The 15,645-nt window shown below is 54.3% G+C and carries 10 protein-coding genes; 7 read left to right on the plus strand and 3 right to left on the minus strand.

The window, feature by feature from the left end:
- Window positions 1–78 precede the first annotated feature (78 nt).
- Window positions 79–357, minus strand: coding sequence for a cupin domain-containing protein (locus GJJ30_RS06330; RefSeq protein WP_310588197.1), 279 nt, complete (start codon window positions 355–357; stop codon window positions 79–81).
- Window positions 358–483: 126 nt separating this feature from the next.
- Window positions 484–870: a hypothetical protein gene (locus tag GJJ30_RS06335; protein ID WP_229312988.1), complete on the minus strand. Its 387-nt coding sequence runs from the start codon at window positions 868–870 to the stop codon at window positions 484–486.
- A 123-nt stretch (window positions 871–993) separates the two neighbouring features.
- Here GJJ30_RS06335 and GJJ30_RS06340 point away from each other — a divergent pair, with 123 nt between their 5' ends.
- From GJJ30_RS06340 to GJJ30_RS06355, 4 genes are all read left to right on the plus strand, one after another.
- Window positions 994–2,967 (plus strand): tetratricopeptide repeat-containing sensor histidine kinase, encoded by a 1,974-nt coding sequence (locus GJJ30_RS06340; protein WP_154174300.1) that lies wholly within the window; start codon window positions 994–996, stop codon window positions 2,965–2,967.
- 333 nt (window positions 2,968–3,300) lie between these two features.
- Window positions 3,301–6,438, plus strand: a complete 3,138-nt coding sequence (locus tag GJJ30_RS06345) for a SusC/RagA family TonB-linked outer membrane protein (RefSeq protein ID WP_229312989.1) — start codon at window positions 3,301–3,303, stop codon at window positions 6,436–6,438.
- 24 nt (window positions 6,439–6,462) lie between these two features.
- The gene (locus GJJ30_RS06350; protein WP_154174301.1) at window positions 6,463–7,986 is read left to right on the plus strand and encodes a RagB/SusD family nutrient uptake outer membrane protein; all 1,524 of its coding nucleotides are present in this window, start codon (window positions 6,463–6,465) and stop codon (window positions 7,984–7,986) included.
- A 59-nt stretch (window positions 7,987–8,045) separates the two neighbouring features.
- Entirely contained in the window at window positions 8,046–9,272 is a 1,227-nt protein-coding gene (locus GJJ30_RS06355) for a sialidase family protein (RefSeq protein WP_154174302.1), read from the plus strand.
- Between the two features lie 25 nt (window positions 9,273–9,297).
- On the opposite strand, the gene GJJ30_RS06360 is transcribed toward GJJ30_RS06355, so the two are convergent.
- On the minus strand, window positions 9,298–10,785 hold the full coding sequence (locus GJJ30_RS06360) for a cellulose synthase family protein (protein ID WP_154174303.1): 1,488 nt from the start codon (window positions 10,783–10,785) through the stop codon (window positions 9,298–9,300).
- Between the two features lie 242 nt (window positions 10,786–11,027).
- Here GJJ30_RS06360 and GJJ30_RS06365 point away from each other — a divergent pair, with 242 nt between their 5' ends.
- From GJJ30_RS06365 to GJJ30_RS06375, 3 genes are all read left to right on the plus strand, one after another.
- A complete protein-coding gene (locus tag GJJ30_RS06365; protein ID WP_154174304.1) occupies window positions 11,028–11,702 on the plus strand; it encodes a response regulator transcription factor in 675 nt (224 codons plus the stop codon).
- A complete protein-coding gene (locus GJJ30_RS06370) occupies window positions 11,699–12,973 on the plus strand; it encodes a sensor histidine kinase (protein WP_170299143.1) in 1,275 nt (424 codons plus the stop codon). Before GJJ30_RS06365 ends, GJJ30_RS06370 begins: the two co-directional genes overlap by 4 nt.
- Window positions 12,974–13,068: 95 nt before the next feature.
- Entirely contained in the window at window positions 13,069–15,474 is a 2,406-nt protein-coding gene (locus tag GJJ30_RS06375; RefSeq protein WP_154174306.1) for a TonB-dependent receptor, read from the plus strand.
- Window positions 15,475–15,645 lie beyond the last annotated feature (171 nt).

A 15,645-nucleotide genomic window follows, 5' to 3' on the forward strand; every position in this document is an offset into this window, starting at 1 on the left:
CGTGTATGGCAATACCGGGAAACGTCTGCATTCAGGAAATCACTTCAGGGTATAACGGTCAGAATGTAGCCATTGCCCCTACGGATCAATCCGGATCGTTTCCAACCGGCTATTCTCCACCGGAAGATTAACCGAACGTTCGCCCTTGGGTCGCGTTCGGTGGACGACGGTTTTCGGTACCGTAAAAAGCTGACCGGGTGACAATTCAATCGTTTCCGTTTCCAGCTCAATAACCAGGATGCTCTCGAGAGTAAAAAATGTTTCGTCGGAGTTGGGATGATAGTGCCAGTAATAACTTTCCGTCATTACACTCACCCTGACGACGTGGTCATTTACGGCGGCTACCGCATAATTCACATTACGGGTCGTCACCCCCGGCTAGTTCCACCAGGTCAAAACGGGTCAGTGGGGTCGCTTTCACAAGGACATTTAACAAAATGAATCAGATGGAATACGTGAACGTACGAACGGGTCTGGAGTAGCCTACTCCCGTTGCGCGGCAAACCGGTTGATCCGTTCGTTATAACTATCGAGCATGGCATCGTCCAGGTTGTCGGCCTGCTGAAGATCGAGCAACAGAAAATCGGCCCGGTCAACTCCTTCGATCATTCCCTCAAACTTGAGTTCCTGATCCACCCAGGCCGACGTTTTTTGTAGCGCAATCGCCTGAGCAAGAACCGCCTGAACAATGGCCGTGGTGCGGTCCATATCCTGGGTCGTCAGGAGAAGGGTTCGGATGGTGAACGTAAAATCGGTTTCAGTTAGGCCCAGATCTGGTAATCCGGCACGAACCCACTGCCTGGTCAGGTGCTGAATGCCTTCCTGATAGGGCGCGTTTGTAAGATCGTCGGGGCGTATACGTGGTTTCACGGACAAAAGATACCAATTCACGATTATTTTGTCAAAATTGAGACTCGAAGGGGCCAATCCTGCCAAAAGGAACCGGCCTTATCGTACTGGGTGATGCATTCCTGACCGCTAAAAATAGTTGCCATGCTGTACCGATTACTCCGGATTTTGGGGTTTATTCTGGGTGTCCACTGCGGCACCAGCTACGGCCAGTCGGTGCCCAATCCTGCTGATACCAGCGCTGTTATGAACCTGCTGAGAAAAGGCGAAGCGGTTGAAACCAGTCAGCCCGTTACGGCGCTGTCCAATTACCAAAAGGCCCATTCGCTCTCTCAGAAAATAAATTTTACGAAAGGCTACTTTGAAAGTATGCGGCTGCTGGCCTATCAGTTAAATAACCTGGGACGCCACGATGAGGCCCGTAAAATCGCGCTGGCGGCCGTTCAGAAAGCTAACCAGGACACCTCGAAGCGTCATAAGGCACTGAGTTATTTTGCCGTTGCGAACACCGCACTTTTTATGGGTCGCTATCAGGAGGCCATTCCCAATTACCAGAAGGCGGTTTTATACATGCGCCAGATCGGAAACCTGAAAAACGTTGCCGTCGTCAACCAGAACCTCGGGTTTATTTTCCGGAAGCAGAAAATGTATCAGAAAGCGCTCGAATATTACGGGAAAGCGCTCGCCCTGGATTCGACCTGGACAACGGACAAAGCCGACCGCCGTTCCGTCGCGTCCGATTATTTCAGCATTGGCGTGGTGTATAGCGACCTGGAAAAACCGCTCCAGGCGCTGGCGTATTATCAGAAAGCCAAACAGTGGATTGATCCGAAAACCGATCTGGATTTCATGATCAATCTGTATAACAATATCGGTTTTGAACACGGGCTCGCCCAGCGCTACGATTCGGCCCTGTATTACCGGCGCGAAGCCCTGCGGGTCAGTCGGCTGCTGGGCAATGACCGCCATGAGTTGCACATGCTGATGACGCTGGCGGAGACCTACACCCAGATGAGGCAGTATGCGAGGGCCAAAAAACTGCTGGACGAATCGTACGCGCTGGCCCGGAAAACAAATGCAAGCTTAACCGAATTTCAGAATATTTACCACCAGTACGCGCTGGTAACGGATGGCCTGGGCAATTCGGATGCGACGGTTCAATGGCTTGATAAATACATCATTGCCACGGATTCGCTGAATAACCAGGAAACGAAAAGCCTGTTGCAGGATTATGAAGTGAAGCTCAAACAGGCCGAAGCCCGCCAGCAACTGGCTCAGAAACAGCGAAGTATCGACCAGTTGCAGGAGCAGCAACAGCGCCAGCGTTTGTGGCTGGTCATTGCCGTCCTGATTGCGCTGGGCATGGTGGGTGCCCTGGCGTTTGCGTATTTGTATATCCGTCAGCGGCAACTTACTGCCGATCAGGCGCTTTTGGCCGCCGGACGCGAACGCGAACTCGCCGTGGTGCAGTCGGAATTGCAGGGCCAGCAGAAAGAACGGTTGCGGATCTCCAAAGAAATGCACGACGACCTGGGGGCTTCGCTGACCGCCATTGGCTTGCTGAGCGAAGTCGTTAAAACCCGCATGGGGGCCGCGACAACGCCCGAAGTGGAAAAGATTTCGAGCATTTCGGCGGACATGGTAACCGCGATGAACGAAATTATCTGGTCACTGAATACTAAAAATGATAGCCTGAACGGGCTGATGGCCTACACGCGCTCGTACGCCAGCGAGTTTATCGACAATACTGCCCTCACGCTGCGGACCGAAGTGGCGGATTTGCCCCGGGAAATTCCGATGGGGGGCGTCGATCGCCGGAACGTGTTTCTGACCGTTAAGGAAGCGCTCAACAACGTGGTGAAGCACGCGCAGGCTACCCAGGTAACGTTGCGGATGCAACCCGCAGCAACCCAACTGACGATCGAGGTGTGTGACAATGGACGCGGTTTTACACCCAGCGAAAAAACCGGTTTGCGGAATGGCCTGGGCAATATGCAGAATCGGATGGCTGAATCGGGCGGAAACTGCGAAATTTTGCCGTCACCGGGCGGTACCTGCGTGAAAATAACCTATCCCTATCCGCCCGTAACGAGCCAGAAAATACGGCATAACTCGTAGAATTGAAGCTCATTCGACCGCGGGCCGAATCCTCATTAATCCTAATCCAAACATTCGGCTGGTGGTTACCAACTCGAATCACCTTGCTTTACTGCACAGATTTCTGCAAATAATCATGTGTAGAAACGAAAAGCAGGGTTTTGTAGCGGTTTTATGCCCGATCCCATCGGTGTAAAGCTCTATTGCAAAAGCCACTTTTTAACCAGTTGCCTATGAATGACTTCGCCTGTGAAAGAGAACGGCAGATTCCTCCACGCTACCAGCCCATTGCCGAAATTTTGACCCGAATGTTCTGGCCGATTCACTAGTTAGCAATCTATTTAAACGTTCGTTATGAAAAATACTTTATTGATCTGCGGTTGCCGTTCGGCGACCGTTACCGTCCTGCATTTCATACAAATGACGGTACTGGCGGTGTTTCTAAACGCCGGATCGCCAGCCGGTTTGCTGGCTGCACCCGTGAAAATACATAATCTGATCCAACCCATTACCGGACGTGTGCTCGACGAAAAAGGGCAGCCGCTGCCGGGCGTAACGGTTTTGCTGAAAGGCACCACCACCGGATCGACCACCAACGCCGAGGGTATGTACACGATCAATGTGCCGGAAGGCGCGGGGAGTGTCCTGACCTTTTCCTTCATCGGCTATGCATCCCAGGATGTTGCCATCAACAACCGCAGTACCGTTGACGTTACGCTCACGCCAACGGCCACGGCGCTGAATGAAGTGGTGGTCATTGGTTATCAGACGGTTCGGAAGCGGGACGTAACGGGCGCAAACGCCGTGGTCAATCCGACCGATGCCAACAAGGTGACGGCCCAGACCCTGGCCGAATCGATTCAGGGCCTGTCGCCGGGCGTCACGGTTCGGAATACCGGCGTTCCCGGTCAGCAGGCTTCGATTCAGATCCGGGGCGTAGCCAGCTTTCTGAATACCGATCCGCTGTACGTGATCGACGGGATGATTGCCGATGCCAATCCGACCATCAACAATGACGATATCGAGTCCATCCAGATTCTGAAAGACGCATCGGCTGCGGCCATTTACGGTTCGCGGGCGGCCAACGGCGTGATCATCATTACGACTAAACAGGGCAAGGAAGGACCCATTCGGGTTTCTTTTTCGGCCAAATACGGCGCTCAGCAGGTTTACAAACGCTGGAATCTGACGGATGCCGCCGGTTTTGCCGCCCTGCAGCGAACGCAGTACCAGAATTCGGGGCAGACGCCCCCGGCCAGCGTCGCAACGGGTACGTTCAATCCGGCCATCAATACCGACTGGCAGGATCAGGTTCTGCGCACCGGCAATCTACAGGATTACAACCTGACGCTGTCGGGCGGGAGCAAAACCGCTAACTACCTGATTTCGGGCAGCTATTTCAATAATGCGGGCTATGTCATTGGCAGTGATTTTAACCGGGCCAGTCTGCGGATCAACACCCGGAGCGAGTTCGGGCGGTTTACGTTTGGCGAAAATCTGCTCCTGACCAATTCCAACGGCAACAACATTCCGGGCGGCATCAATCCAATTTACGATATGGCGAGCAATCTGCCCGTGATTCCGGTCCAGGACCCCCGGTACATCAGCCCGGCGAATCCGCTGGGATACGGCATCGGGACGTATCCCGACGCGGTTACCTACGCTTTTAATCCGGTGGCCGCCCGCAACCTGTCAACGAACAAAAATAACTTTGCCAAGCTGGTCGGGAACGGTTTTCTGGATTTCAAATTTGCCGACTGGCTCACGTACCGCTTCAATGCCGGTCTGGAAGTGAGCTTCGATTACATCCAGAACCTGCGTCGGCTCGGCACGTACCAGTACAATGCGGCTCCGGTACCGAGTTCGGTGTCGGAAGACCGCTCCCGGTACCTGAGTCTGCTGTTCGAACACACGCTCAATTTCAACCGGACGTTTGGGTTGCACGTGATCAATGGGGTGCTGGGAATTAGCCAGCAAACCACCCGGAGCGACATCACCACGGGCGGACGGACCAACCTGGGCTTTGCCGGGGGACAATATTACAACACGATTGGCGCGGCCACCGGTATTTCGACCTCGGCCGGTGGCACCCCCACCGACTACCGGATTCTGGGCTACCTCGGCCGAATCAATTATACCTACAACGACCGCTACCTGCTGACACTGACCGGGCGCGTCGATCAGGATTCCCGGTTTGGGGCCAATAACCGGACCGGTTTTTTCCCTTCCATTGCGGGAGCCTGGCGGATCAGTCAGGAAAAGTTTTTTCAGGTGGACTGGATTACCGATCTGAAGCTGAGTGCGTCGTACGGTAAACTCGGCATTGTGGTGCCAACGCTGGGGTCGTTTCCATATACGGCTTTTGTCAACAGCAACCCCCGGGCGATTTTTGGCGTCGATCAGACCGAAAATGTGGGGGCTTATCAGGCGCAGCTGGCAAATCCCGATCTGCGCTGGGAGCAACGCATTCAGCAGAATTATGGCCTGACTGCCAGCTTTTTCCGCAACCGCCTGACCGCCGAACTCAACGTGTACAACTCCCTTTCTTCGGATGCCATTCTGAACCTGACCGTTCCGGGGTATCTCGGCAACCTGCGCGGCAATCCGTACGTCAACACAGCGTCGATCCGAAACCGGGGCATCGAATTTTCGGCAACGTACCGGAACAACGAACACGCGCTCAAATGGGACGTGTCGGGCAATTTTACGACCATCAAAAACCGGGTGGAAAATGTGGGGAATCAGGGGCAGAATATCAACTACATCATCAGCGGCAATACGCGGTCGCAGGTGGGAAACCCGGTCGGGCAGTGGTTTTTGCTGAAAACGAACGGGTTGTTCCAGAATCAGGAAGAGATCAACAACTACAAAGGGCCGGACGGCAAACTTGTTCAGCCCAACGCCAAACCGGGGGATGTGCGCTACGAGGATGTTAACAACGACGGGATCATTGATGTCAACGACCGCCAGTTTGTTTCCTCCCCCTGGCCGACCCTGCAAACCGGTGCCCAGGCCAACCTCGCCTACAAGCAGTTTTCGCTGAATGTGCAGTTGCTGGGCGTCTTTGGGTACACGGTTTACAACGACGTTCGCCGGGGGCTTGACAGTTACCAGTTGACCAACTTCCGGGCCGACGTCAGCCCGTGGTCGACCACCAACACCGGCACCAGCGATCCGCGCATTGGTCTGGAATCCGGCGATCAGGGCATCATTTCCAACAATTTGGGCTACAGCGACCGCTGGCTCGAAAATGCGTCGTATGTCCGGTTGCGGAACGTGGAGCTGGGCTATACGCTGCCCCGGGCGTTGCTCAGCCGGGCCAAAATCCGGAGCGCCCGGGCGTACGTCAGCGGCCAGAACTTGTTTACGATTACAAAATACACGGGACTGGACCCCGACATTACGGGAGCTAATATTCAGGAGCGCGGGGTCGACAACGGTCACTGGCCGGTTCCCCGCGTTATTTCCGTTGGTGTCAACCTTGATTTTTAAGCCCATTCATCGAAGAAATTGAGTATGAAAAATAAATCCATTCTGCTGCTGGTAGCCACGGCTCTGACACTGGCAAGTTGTGACCGGAATCTGGACATTGTCAACCCCAATCAGGTGACAACCCAATCGTTCTGGAAAACCGCCGACGATGCGCTGGCGGGCGTTAACGCCATTTACAGTACCACCCACCGGGGCGGTATTTCGCGCTGGATGCCATTCTATTACATCATCCGGTCCGACGAAGGCCGGAGCCAGAGCCCCGCAACGGACATCGTCAATAACATGGATCAGTTCCTGATTACCGATTACAATTACGGCAACGCGTACGGGGTCTGGAATGACAACTACATCGGGATCAACCGCGCCAATCAGGTGATCGACAATGTGCCGAACATTCCGATGGGCGAAACCCTCAAAAAGCGTTACATCGGGGAAGCCAAATTTTTGCGGGCCATGTTTTATTTCCACCTGGCTACGCTCTGGGGAAATGTGCCGCTGGTGTTGCAAACCGCCGTGGTGGGCGACAAGCCCGCCAGCTCGACCCAGGCGCAGGTGTGGGCGCAGATCGAGAAAGACCTGACCGAAGCGGTGACCGGTTTGCCCGCTACCTACGGTCCGGCAGATCTGGGCCGGGCTACCAAAGGTGCCGCGTATGCCCTGCTGGCCCGGGCGTATTTTCAACAGCGGAAATACGCGGAATCGCTGGTTCCGCTGCAATGGCTGACGGAAGGCGAAGGCCGAAGTATTTACGCGCTCGTGCCGAATTACCGCGACAATTTTCTGGTTTCGACCGAAAATAACAAAGAGTCGGTTTTTGAGTGGCAGTTTGAAATGAACCCCGCGGAATATACCGATGACGATACCGAAACGCCCAACCAGAATTACGGCACTTCCATCGCGCAGTTTTTCGGTCCCAGCGGCATTGGCTGGTCGGATGGGGAAGCCCAGCGGTGGGTAACGCGGGAATTCAACGAACCCACCACCACCGGCGCGCGCGATCCGCGGCTGGAGGCTTCGTTCCTGTATGATTCGACCGACGTGCGCGGCCCGGCGTTTACGCAGATTTACGGACAGACGTTTTTGCAGCGTTACGGCGCCAACAACCGGCGGGTGTGGTTCCGCAAGTTCCAGAATGACCACTGGAAAAACGAAGAAGGGTACCGCTCGCCCAACAACTGGCGCTATATCCGGTATGCCGACGTCCTGCTGATGTACGCCGAAGCGCTCAATGCGACCGGAAAAACCGCTCAGGCGTACGCGTTCGTCGATCAGGTGCGGCAGCGGGCCGGTCTGGCCCGACTGTCGGCGGTAAAACCGGGGTTGTCACAGGCCCAGTTTCTGGAGCAGCTCAAACACGAACGGGTTACGGAACTTTCGGGTGAGGGCCACCGCTGGAACGACCTGGCCCGCTGGGGCGATCTGGGCCCGCAGATTGCCAACCGCGATCCGGCTTTTGCTACTTTTGTAAAAGGCAAAAGCGAATTGCTGCCCATTCCGCAAACCGACCGCGATCTGAATCCGAATTTGACGCAGAATCCCAATTATTAAGTGCCGTAACTAGAAACCGGTCGGGCTCTGAAACCTGACCGGTTTTGGCCTGTTTCCCCATGAAAATCCCCGTTGATCGATTTCTGCCCGTGAACAGCCTGGTGTTGCTGACCGGACTGTTCTTTTTTCAATGCAAAACCAGCGAACCGGACGATTCGCCGGGACCGGGAAATCCGCCGACTTCCACCGTTGCGCCGGACGATCTGCCGCCCACCGACACCAGCGTCCCGACGCTTTCCGTTAGCTGGGACAACACGGCCCGGAAAATGTCCCACGATGTCTATTTTGCCGAATATGGCCGGGTTCACCGGGTGAAAGGCGATACTTTGCTGCTGACCTACCACTGTGGTGACCGGGAAAATTACTGGGATAACATCGCCATCCGGCGCAGCACCGACGGCGGCACAAGCTGGTCACTGGCCGAAATTCTCGTCACCGACAACGATCCGAATTATTACGGTTTTGCCAATCCGGAATTGCTGGTGCTCCGGAACGGTGATGTCATGCTGGCGTATACGGGCCGGGGCAAACCCGATGACAACGCGCATGACAACATCCAGATCCGAATCAGCAAAGACCGCGGCTGGACGTTCGGAACGTCCCGGATCGTTGCAACGGGCCGTTCCTGGGAACCGGGTCTGGTGCAGCTTGCCGACGGCGACATTGAAATTTTTTACTCCAGTGAAGCCGCCTGGTGGCCCGGCAATAATCCGCAGCAGGAGATTCTGATGGTTCATTCCACCGATCTGGGCCTGACCTGGAGCGCCCCGGCGCATGTTGCCTATACCAGCGGCATGCGGGACGGAATGCCGACCCCGTTGGTTCTGAAGGACAACAAAGGCATCGTGTTTCCCATTGAGTCGGTCAACAACACGCAATCGCCCTGGGTGGTCTGGTCGTCGGTAGCTGCTAAATGGCAGTACGCCGGTTTGGGAACCACCGCCAACAACCGCCGTTGGCTGGCAACGTCCGAGCGAATTTGGGGCGGGGCGCCGTATCTGGTTCAACTGCCAACGGGTCAGACGCTGCTTTCGACCCAGGATGCGGGCGGGCGGGCCATCAGCAGCGACTGGCGCAAGAATACGATGCTGGTGCTGGTGGGGAACAGCGTTGCCAAAAATTTTACCGCGATTTCGTACCCCTGGCCCAACCTGCCGGTCAACGAAGGTGCCTATTACAGTTCACTGTTTATGAAAAACGAAACCACCCCGGTTTTGATCACAACCCGCAATTTTGCCGACGGTCACAGTGAAATTTACTGGAAAGAAGGTCACATTTCGAAATGAATTTAGCTTGTTACTGTTCTCATTGTCAGGCTGCAATGCGCGAATGGATCAGGCTGTATAAAAACACCATCCCAAATCCGACGGCCAGCATACTGTGGAAAACCAGCATGTTGTACTGGTGAAAATGCAGACCGAGACCGATGCCGAATAGAAAATAAAGCATGAGCAGACCCTCGCTGAAGGTCAGCCAGGAAAAAACCGGTTTTGACGTCCGGACCAGGTACTTGTTGGTGCGCCAAGGGTCGCCTTCCGTTTTGACGTTGAATTTGGGCGTCCGGATAAACGGCGTTTTTCTACCGGTAAACCCTTCCAGCACGGCGATGCTGTTGTGCAGCGACAGGCCGAGCATGAGGGACGAATACATCGGGAAATAAAAAAGGCCTAACTGTTCCAGTTTATTCCGGCGTTCCAGCCAGAATGGAATTCCGTAGAACAGGAGTAAAATGAGCAGGTTCAGCTGGAAAAATCCCAGCCACGAAAAGACCGGCTGGAATTCGGCGTGGCGAATCCGGATGTACAAAACCGGTACACTCAGCAAACCCAGCACCAGAATCAGCAGAAAGGTTGAGCTGCTGAGCAAATGAAAAAACGCGTGAAGCTTGATCCGAAACGATAATTTCGACGAGCCCAACACCTTGAACATCAGTTTTCTGGCACATTCGGCCGCTCCTTTCATCCAGCGGTATTGCTGCGATTTGAGGGCGTTTATCACCACGGGCAGTTCGGCGGGAGAGCCGATGTCTTCCCGGTACACAAACTTCCAGCCTTTCAACTGGGCGCGGTAACTTAAATCGAGGTCTTCGGTCAGCGTATCACTGCTCCAGCTGCCCGCGTCGAGGATTGCCTGTTTGCGCCAGACGCCCGCCGTTCCGTTGAAATTCATAAAGTAACCCTCCGCATTGCGGCCGCCCTGCTCCACGTAAAAATGGGCGTTGAGACCAAAAGCCTGCAACTGGGTCAGCATCGAATAATCCTCGTTCAAGTGCGTCCAGCGGGTTTGCACAATGCCCACGTCCGGATTCTCGAAATGGGGGAGGGTCTTGAGCAGAAAATCCGGTTCAGGCATAAAATCGGCGTCGAAAATGGCGATAAAGTCGCCTTTGGCCCGTTCCAGCCCATAGGCCAGCGCCCCCGCTTTAAAACCGGTCCGGTCTGGTCGGCGGATGTGCTGAATCGTAACGCCCTGGCGCTGGTACTGCACTACTTTATCCGAAATAATGTCGGCGGTTTCGTCCGTTGAATCGTCCAGAACCTGAATTTCGAACCGGTCAGGCGGGTAATTCAGCTTCGCCACGGAGTCGATGAGCCGGGCGGCTACGTAAAGTTCATTGTAAACCGGAAGCTGGACCGTTACCCAGGGCACGGCCGTTTCCGAAACCGCTGAATACTGCCGAAAAGAGGCTTTTTTATTTTTGAAACGCAGATAACTGGTAATTAAACTCAATTGGCCGCAGTTGTAAGCAAACAGCAACAGCAGCACCAACGCATACAATCCAATGATAAACCCTTCCATCCGTCCTCTTTTTCCTTGCCTGAACTCGGAAAAAACCGGTAAGGGCGGTTTTTGTTTGCTGCCGCAAATTTTCGTTAGCGAATGAGCTTACCCATACGATTAACAGGGGGCGGTTAGGCCGGGAAAGTGGGATACGATCATTTTGTATACTTACAGCCTGAATAAGAATTATCTCCGATATCTGGTTTCGCAGTCGATTTGAATTCAGAATTTATTCGAAATTGCTCCGATAACTTGTTCGAATGAAAATCCTGATCATCGAAGACGAACGGGAACTGGCCCAGAGCATCACCGAATACCTGTCGGGCGAAAATTACCGCTGCGAAACTGCCACTTCTTACGAGCAGGCGCTGGAGAAGGTCGGCCTTTACCACTACGATTGCATTCTGCTCGACCTGATGCTGCCCGGCGGAGATGGCCTGAAAATTCTGGCGGAACTCAAGCGCCAGAACCGGCAGGAGGGCGTCATCATTATTTCGGCCAAAAGCTCCTTCGAGGACAAAATTACCGGCCTTCAGATCGGAGCCGATGATTACCTGGCCAAACCGTTTCATCTGCCCGAGCTGGCCGCCCGGATTTATTCAGTGATCCGTCGGCGGAATTTCGGCAACGCCAACACCCTGATTCAGAATGGTCTGGAAATTGACCTGCTGGCGAAAACCGTTACCGTCAACCAGAGCCCGGTTTTCCTGACCCGCAAAGAGTTTGATTTGCTGCTGTACTTTCTCGGAAACAAAAACCGGGTGATTTCCAAAAGTGCCCTGGCCGAACACCTCTCGGGCGATCTGGCTGATTTGCTTGATAACCACGATTTTGTCTACGCCCACATCAAGAACCTTAAAAAGAAACTCAGCGAAGCGGGCGCGGGAACATTTCTGAAAACGGTGTACGGAACCGGTTACAAATGGGAGGGATGAAAAAGCTGCTCAATCGCTCGCTCAAACCCATGCTGATCTACGCCCTGCTGGTGTCGGTGGGCAGCATTCCGGTCTATTTTCTGATCATCGATTTTATCTGGTTGCGCGAGCTCGACAAACACCACTACGGCATCAAACGCAAGCTCGAAAACCGCATCGACGCGCTGAGTTTGCCCGATAGCACGGTGCAACAAACCGTCTCGATTCTGAACCGGACCGAGCCGGGGTTTACGCTAACGGCCGTCGGGGCGAGTCGGCCCGATAGTTTGTACACGCTCATCCGCTTCGACCCCTTCCTGCAGGATCGCGAGCAATTCCGGTGTCTGGTGACTTCCATCCGCATCAACAACCGGCCGTACCGACTCCTGATCGAAACCAATATGGAGGAGATCGACGAAACCGTACTGGCGATTGCGGGCGTCAGTCTGGCTTTTTTCGTGCTGTTGCTGGGCGGTTTTGTGTTCCTGAACCGGCGGCTGGCCCGGAAAATCTGGCAACCGTTTTACGCGTCGCTTGGGCAACTGAAGGAGTTTAACCTCCAGCGCGACCAAACCGTAGCGTTCGCAAAAACCGATATTCTGGAGTTTGCAGAACTCAACGACAGCCTGCGCCAACTGATCGCCCGGAACATTGCGATCTACCAGCAGCAGAAGGAATTTGCCGAAAACGCTTCCCACGAACTGCAAACCCCGCTGGCGGTGGTGCAGTCGAAGCTGGATCTGCTGCTGCAGAACGAGAATCTGACGGCCCGGCAAGGCGAGCAGATTGAGCTGGCCAATCGGGCGCTGGCTCGGGTGTCGCGGATCAATAAAAACCTGTTGTTACTGGCCAGGCTGGAAAACCAGCAGTTTGCGGACCGCGAGCGCGTGGATCTGAGCCAGCTCGTGACCGACCAACTGGAGTTATTGGCCGATTTCCTGGAAAATAGTCAGCTAACCCTAACCACGGCAATTCAGCCGGGAATTGAGGTGGAAGGCAACCGGTTGCTGATCGAAATTGCGGTGACCAACCTGTTGTTCAACGCCATTCGCCACAGTCCCGAAACCGGCAAAATCAGTGTTCGGCTGGCCAACCGGCAATTCACCGTCGCCAATTCCGGCAGCCCGGCCCTGAACCCCGACAACCTCTTCAAACGGTTCAGTACGGTTTCCGCCAAGACGCCGAGCAGCGGACTCGGGTTGGCCATTGTCCGGGAAATTAGTAACCGTTACGGCTGGTCGATTACCTACACGTTTACCGACGGCCAACACATTTTCGCCCTTGCGGTCTGAATTCAGAATTTATTCGAAATCGCTTCGGAGCATTGCCGTACCAAACCCGGTTTGGGACTTGGTTAAAATGAGTTTAGAAACGACTTATCACGGTAATGAAGCGGTTTTTTCCTGTCATCTGTTTTCTTCTGGCTGCCCGGTTTTCGTTCGGGCAAACCATCAACGTCACTCTTTCGGGCCTCGTAAAAAACACCGGCACTAGGGCGGTTTTACCCTTCGTAAACATCCTGCTGAAATCGGAAAAAGACAGCACCTTTATCAGCGGCACCATTACCAATGAAGAAGGGCGGTTTACCCTCGCCGATGTCCGCAGCGGCACCTACCTGCTGGAAGCTTCTTACCTGGGTTTTAAAACCGCAACCCGTTCCGTGGTGGTAGGGTCGCTCAGTCCGTTTCTGGATCTGGGTGTTATCGAGCTGGCGGAAGACGCCCGGCAACTGGCCGAGGTGACGGTGTCGGGACAGCAGGCCGACGGACCGGATAACCGGATGGACAAGAAAACGTTTTCCATCGCCGGCAACATTAGCCAGAGTGGGGGTTCGGTGCTGGAAACGATGAAAAGCCTGCCGGGCGTCACCGTCGGACAGGACGGCACCGTGCAACTCCGGGGCAGCGACAAGGTCGCCGTGCTGATCGACGGCAAGCAAACCGCCCTGACCGGTTTTGGCAACCAGACTAGTCTGGACAACATTCCGGCTTCGGCCATCGAGAAAATCGAAATCATCAACAACCCGTCGGCCCGCTACGACGCCAACGGCAACGCGGGCATCATCAACATCATTTACAAGAAAAATAAGCAGGAAGGATTCAACGGGAAAGTGGGCCTCACGGCCGGTTTGGGAGCTTTGTGGGTGAAAAAAGACAACCTGCCCGGCATCCGACCGCAGTACCAGCGGACGCCCAAACTCAACCCTTCGCTTTCGCTCAATTACCGGAAAAACAAGGTCAACCTGTTTTTTCAGGGCGATTACCTTTACACGCCCACGCTCAACAAAAACGAATTTGTGGACCGGTTTTACGACAACGGCGAGGTGGTGCGGCAGCAGACCAAACGCAACCGGAATACTACCGTGGCCACCGTGAAAACCGGCATCGACTGGAACCTGAATGCCCGTAACACGCTGACGGTGTCGGGTTTGTTCAGCAGCGAGAAAATCATCGACCGGGGTGATGAGCCGTTTTTCAACGGCGATCTGTCGCAGCGAAACCGCCTGTGGCAATTTCTGGAAGATGAGCTGAAAACAACTGTCACAGCTACAGCGGCTTACCAGCATAAATTTGCACAGCCCAGCCATTTGCTGAACGTGGGGTTCAACTACACCTTTCACCGGGAGGATGAGAAGTATTTTTTCACCAACATCCTGCCCGACTACACCGGAACCGATTCGTTCAAACTGCTGTCCGACGAAAACGTGGCCGACCTGAACGTGGATTACATCCGACCGCTGAAATACGGCCGGTTCGAGACGGGGCTGAAACTGCGTCGACGCTACATTCCGACCAACATGCAGTTCTTTCGGGGACTGCGCTCACCCCTGGATTCGCTGGCGGGGGGCTGGGCCAATTACAGCGAAACGATTCCGGCGCTCTACGGCAATTATGTGTTTGAAAACCGGGATTGGGAGGTCGAGGCCGGTTTGCGGGTCGAATACGTCGATTTGCGGTATACGGTGAATCCTACGCATCCGACCTACAAAAGCGACGGTTATTCGTACACGCAGCCGTTTCCGAACCTGCGATTTGTCTACAAATTCGACGATAAAAACCGCCTTTCGCTGTTTTACAACCGCCGGGTCGATCGCCCAAATGAGGTGGACATCCGGATTTTTCCCAAGTACGACGATGCCGAAATCATCAAAATTGGCAATCCGGCGCTGAAACCGCAGTTTACGAATGCCGTGGAACTGGGCTACAAGACCAACTGGCGCAACGGTTATTTTTATTCGGCGCTTTACCACCGGGCCACGCAGGGGACCATCACCCGCATCGGGACCATTGTGCCGGGCAGTACGCTGATTTACAATATTTTCCAGAATGCGGGCCGGAGTTCCAATTCCGGGCTGGAGGTGATCTGGCAGCAGGAAGTAGCGCCCTGGCTGACGATCAACACCAACGCGTCGGTGTACCGCAATACCATCAATGCCTTTACGGTCGAGAACAAATACCCGGTTCCAACGGTGTATTCGGCCACCAAAGAAACGCTGACTTCAGGCAATGCCAAACTGAATGGCGTTGTGAAATTGCGCAAACAACTGGATATGCAGCTGACGGCGGTGTACCTGGCGCCGGATCTGATTCCGCAGGGGAAAATCGGCTCCCGGTTTTCGGTGGATTTCGGGGCCAAAAAGCAATTGCCCAAAGGGGAGATTTTCGTCAATGCCAGCGACCTTTTCAACACGCTGCGCATCCGGCGGGAAGTGAACGGCAGCGGTTTTCACTACGTCAGCACCGATTATTACGAGACGCAGGTGGTGCGGCTGGGCTACAGTTACAAGTTTTAACGACCGGCCAAACCCACTGGGTTGAATAGTTAAAAAGGGAGAATTCGGTTGGAGTGACTTGCAAATTGCTGACTTTTAGATTTTTGTCAGGAGTTTAAAGTAGCCTTTTTCGTCACGAATGGCCATCGATTTCTGGAAGTATTTCAGTTGATCAGTTATATCGATTATATT

It is taken from the genome of Larkinella terrae (genome assembly GCF_009668025.1).
Classification (GTDB): Bacteria; Bacteroidota; Bacteroidia; order Cytophagales; family Spirosomataceae; genus Larkinella; species Larkinella terrae.